Source organism: Pirellulales bacterium, assembly GCA_035499655.1.
In the GTDB taxonomy this organism is placed as follows: Bacteria; Planctomycetota; Planctomycetia; order Pirellulales; family JADZDJ01; genus DATJYL01.
The window spans coordinates 1-4,177 of the sequence record DATJYL010000231.1 but is presented as its reverse complement, the minus strand read 5'-3'; the positions used below and the strand labels follow the sequence as shown (position 1 = coordinate 4,177).

The following is a 4,177-nucleotide window of genomic DNA, read 5'->3' as shown; positions in this document are numbered from 1 at the left end:
AAGGCCACATCCGCTTGACGCAAAAGACCTACGATCTGCTCCGCACCATGTCGCTTCTTCATCGCGAATCCTTTCCGGCCCAATGGGCCGGCTGGATTCTCTCATATTCCCTGGATCAGTTTTCGGGAAGGGGGTCAAGTTCGCTCTGAATTAAAGATAAAAGTGGGTGAGCAGTGCAGAATCGTAGACGTGACAGGTATTTGCAATGGCAGCACCGTCACCGCCGATGTAGGATGCTTGCGCCTCGAAGAATTGCGGTCAAGTCGTGGAATTCCAACGCAATTGCGATTGCCCAAAATTGGAGAAGAAGTTGTCGCGATCGGATTTCCCACAATTCCGCGCAGAAATCCAACTATGGTAGTTCATATAGGTACAGTTGAAGCTCTTCCTCTAGCTTATGGAACCAATCAAAGATTCATCCAAGTTAGTTTTCAAAGCGGTGGTGGACTTAGCGGGGGATGTCTACTAGATAAATCAGGTCACGCGCTGGGGATTATGGTTGAAAACGTATTCATGGCGCCAAATAACAGCAATCCGAACCAGGTTGAATCAGCTGTTCCTCAGCGGCCCTACGGACAGGCGGTGCCATTGGAATATTTCGATGATTACTTATAAGAGATTGAGCCCCCTGGAACTCCGAATGCACTTAATGCTCTTTCGCTATAGGGTATTTGTCGCAACTAAAAAATCCGCGGGACTTGGCGGGGCGTGGCGAATGGCGGTGGGGTTAATAGATGTTTTTTATTCGCTGGGTGAAGTTTGCTAAACCGCAAGCGGTGGTGGCGCGTGGCAGGCTAAACTGCAAGCGCGCGGAGAAGTGATCGGAATGGATACCGAATTGCGATTTATTTTTTGCGATGATGGAAGGGCCAGTTATCGTAAGGGGTAACGAAGGGCCACTTCTGCGCGGTCAGGCCGATTTCGGTTGGGTTTTGTTCGACGTAGCGAATGACTTGCTGGACGCGCGGCGGTGAATCGAGAAAGCGCTTCCAGCCGCCGAGGGTCCAGAGCGGGTGATCGGGACTGATGAGGCGGGACTTGCTAAACCGCAAGCGGGTGGAGGCTTGGAGGTTTTCGATCATTTCTTCGGCCAAGTGTTTGTGTTTGCGGATGATCATGTGAGCATGATCGGGCATGATGGCGCAGGCGTAGCAAGTGTAGTCAAAATCTCCAATCGCAACGGCGAGCGCTTCGGCGACAAGCTGGATTTGTTGCGCGTTGAAATGAATCACATCGAACAACAATCGTTCTTCGGCGCGATCGTAGAATTCGCGGATATCTCGGCCGGAGGGTTGTACTTTTTTGCGGCCGTAATGGAGTTCGCCGAGTTCGGCCAATTGCACAGCGGCGATGGAGTGCGAGCCGCTGCCGCGCGGATCGTTGGGGAGCCAAGTGCCGTAAGCGGTCCAAATGAGATGGTGGGCGATCACCATTGGTACGATGCGTTTTGGGTTTTTGTCCGTTTGCGGTTTAGCAGAATCCTCGCGTACGGCATGCTAAACCGCAAGCGGGGACGGTGCTAAACGCGAAAAAACTTTGCAAATATGGCATGATTCACTTCTCATCCGCAGGAGGAAAATCGGGCCAGCCGCCGATGTCTTTCACGTGATTGATAATGTGGCCGGTTCCGTCACGAACTTCGCGGATGATGCGCTGATCGATGGCATCGCGTTTGGGCAACGTGTCGCCGACGTTTTGTAAGTCGTGCTCGTAGGCATCGCCTGGCGACTCGGTCGTGACGGGTGGAGCGGGGAACGGCTCGATTGCTTCGAGGGTTTCGCGCTGCGCATGGTAAGCGCCCATGCCGAGCCAGTTGTTTTCGTTGACGCCGGGAGGAGCACCGCTGCCTTCGAGAAAATTATCTTTGACGAATAGCGAACCAGCCGCAACTTGTGCCTCGCCCAACAGAAAAAACAAATACGGCTTTTGTGCTGTCGAAGGGCCGGCCTTGAGATAGTTACCGACATAGTTCACACGGTCGAATTCGCCATAGCCGGCGCGCTGGCCCCAATCGTAAATCACGTTATTACGAAAATCGGCATCTACCATGCCACCGAAGCGGACATTGCGGCTCTGGTTGTGCGCGAACAAATTATGATGCCACGTCACTCGGTTGCCGCCGGCGATTGAGGCGTAACCGTGGCCTGCGAAGTTCAGCGCCTCGCTCAGGATGCACCGCTGAATCGTGATTAAGTCGCACAGTTTGGTCACCGACAGGATTTTCGTCGTCGACCAACTCAGCGACAAATGATCGGCAATGCAGTTTTTCGAGCCTTCGATAAAATACAGCGCATGCTCGCCGGCGCCTCCTTCGTAAGTTTCGCGGGCTTTGGGCTGGTCCAGTTGCACGTCGTCATCGCCCACGCGGACACGAAAATAACGCAGCACCACGTCGTGGGTGCGAACTTCGATGCCGTGATTGCGAAGCATGATGCCCTCGCCAGGCGCAGTTTGGCCGTCGATGGTGATGAAAGGCTCTTTAATGACGAGCGTCGACTTGAGCGGGATGACGCCGCCGACATGAAACAAGATGGTGCGCGGACCGGACGATTCGATGGCTGCTCGCAAACTGCCGGGACCGGAATCGTTCAGGTTATCGACGTACATGGTCCGGCCGTCGCGGCCGCCGGAAGTTGCCGCGCCGTAACCCTCGGCGCCTTCAAAGGTGGGCTTGGCGGGCGCATCGGCGAATAGTGGATATAACCGGTGCTCGATCCAAAGTGCCTTGGGAATTTCGGGCAGCGGCCGAGTGTGGGTGACCGGCGCATCGGCTGCGTATTGACTTTTATTCAGCAGCTCCAGATCGTTTCCCTGCGACCCACCGCGATAGGTCAGTTGCCAGCGATACGTTTGCCCCTGGTAATCGGCAGTGATTTCGCTTCCCTCCGGCAGGTCGTCAAACGTTCCGATGGTGGGAACATGCGATGAAACAAGCGTGACGTCATCGCGGGGCGGAACGGCGCTGAGTTTAATTTGCAAGCGGCAATGGCATTGCGAGTCTTGGACGATTTGTAGGCCGCGGTAACGAGCTTGAATGGTGATGGGCGTAACGCCGTGTTCATCCAGCGTGTACTGGAGCGTCGTATTGCCCGGTGTGCCATTGGTGTCGGCATGAGCCTCAAAATTGGAGTAATCAAGCACGTGGACCGCCGATGCGCGCGAGCCTTCAATAGCCACTACCGATTCAGCGCCTCAGCCAATGCCCGCGAGCAAAGTTCGGCCCAGGAAGCTTCCGCCCTGGATTCGCAGCGTGGCCTTGGTGGCGCAGCCGGGAACGCCAGTGGCTGCTCCGGCGTAAACATCCATGAAGCAGTGCATGGCCCCGTCTTTGAGAACGAATTCTCCTTCGCCGCCTGTTTCTTCGCCGATGCGGAGAGAATCTTGCATGAGAATCAATTGTCCGCCATCTACTTCCACACGAGCACGATCGTGTGGATTCAAACCGATTTCCAGGTCGCCAATCACATAGTCGCCAGCGGGAACCGTGACTGTGCACTTTCCATGCACCTCGGCGCGCAGATACCCATTGGGTAAACCATTGGACCAAAGGTTTGCTTGATTCCAATTTCCAGAACCGCCAGCCCAAATGGCAACGTCGGGCGTTGACTGCGCGGCCGCCGCTGAAAAATCTGTGGCAAGCGCCAGTCCGATGCACAGGAAACAGGCGGGAAATGTGAATTTCACAGTGATCATGGTGTGTGGAACTGCGGGTAGGGCCGGAACTCCATGATAACGGCGGCGCAATAAAAAAACCCGCGGGGCCTGGCTTAAGCCCGCGCGGGTTTTATCTAGTCAATTAGGTAGTTTTGTTCGCCGCACCGACGACGAGTCGTCGGCTTGGAAACGGACTTCTTGCCAACACAAGGACTGCTCCACAATTTGGTGATCCCATGTTTGTAGATGTCACAAACGGGGATCGGAAAAATCCTTAGAAAGGAGGTGATCCAGCCGCAGGTTCCCCTACGGCTACCTTGTTACGACTTAGTCCCAATCGCGGAGTTTATCTTAGGCGGTTAGCTCCTTACGGTTGCATTGCCGACTTCGGATACCCCCCACTTTCGTGGCTTGACGGGCGGTGTGTACAAGGCTCAGGAACACATTCACCGCGGCATTCTGATCCGCGATTACTAGCGATTCCGGCTTCATGCAGGCGGGTTGCAGCCTGCAATCCGAACTG

At 55.0% G+C, this 4,177-nt stretch carries 4 protein-coding genes and 1 rRNA gene; 1 reads left to right on the top strand and 4 read right to left on the bottom strand.

All coding sequences use genetic code 11. The features are described 5' to 3' along the window. Window positions 1-162 precede the first annotated feature (162 nt). A complete protein-coding gene (locus VMJ32_18125; GenBank protein ID HTQ40938.1) occupies window positions 163-615 on the top strand; it encodes a trypsin-like peptidase domain-containing protein in 453 nt (150 codons plus the stop codon). Between the two features lie 230 nt (window positions 616-845). Here VMJ32_18125 and VMJ32_18120 read toward each other — a convergent pair whose 3' ends face one another. The 4 genes from VMJ32_18120 to VMJ32_18105 form a co-directional block, all read right to left on the bottom strand. Then, complete coding sequence (locus VMJ32_18120; protein HTQ40937.1) at window positions 846-1,433, bottom strand: hypothetical protein; 588 nt, start codon at window positions 1,431-1,433, stop codon at window positions 846-848. 121 nt (window positions 1,434-1,554) lie between these two features. Beyond that, window positions 1,555-3,141 carry a hypothetical protein gene (locus VMJ32_18115; protein ID HTQ40936.1) on the bottom strand — a complete coding sequence of 529 codons (1,587 nt, stop codon included), beginning with the start codon at window positions 3,139-3,141 and terminating at the stop codon, window positions 1,555-1,557. Window positions 3,142-3,192: 51 nt separating this feature from the next. After that, window positions 3,193-3,693 (bottom strand): hypothetical protein, encoded by a 501-nt coding sequence (locus VMJ32_18110; GenBank protein HTQ40935.1) that lies wholly within the window; start codon window positions 3,691-3,693, stop codon window positions 3,193-3,195. Between the two features lie 239 nt (window positions 3,694-3,932). Continuing rightward, window positions 3,933-4,177 (bottom strand): 16S ribosomal RNA (locus VMJ32_18105); the annotation flags it as partial.